This is a genomic window from Legionella sp. ST3F1 (assembly GCF_048553315.1).
In the GTDB taxonomy this organism is placed as follows: domain Bacteria; phylum Pseudomonadota; class Gammaproteobacteria; order Legionellales; family Legionellaceae; genus Tatlockia; species Tatlockia donaldsonii.
The window spans coordinates 1-233 of sequence record NZ_JBLZIO010000093.1; the positions used below are offsets into that span (position 1 = coordinate 1).

Here is a 233-nt window from a genome sequence, read left to right on the forward strand (position 1 = left end):
GTCCATGATCCCAACTGTAGTCGTAAGTTAAGGATGTTTGCAAATCTAAAAAATCATTGATTCCTGCCTTAATAATAGGGATGACTTCAATGTTTCGAAATCCGTTCGGATAACCACTAGAAAAAGCATAGGGTTCAAAATTGAAATGGCCTGCGGGACTTGTTTTTCCTGCAGGGGCAAGCAACGGGCCTGTGACCCATGGTCCCGCTATGGCCGCTGGAGTAAAGAATAAT

Annotated in this window: 1 pseudogene; it reads right to left on the reverse strand. The window is 43.8% G+C overall.

Annotated features, from left to right (window positions below):
• Positions 1 to 233, reverse strand: a pseudogene (locus ACN4Z1_RS16065) (hypothetical protein); the annotation flags it as partial.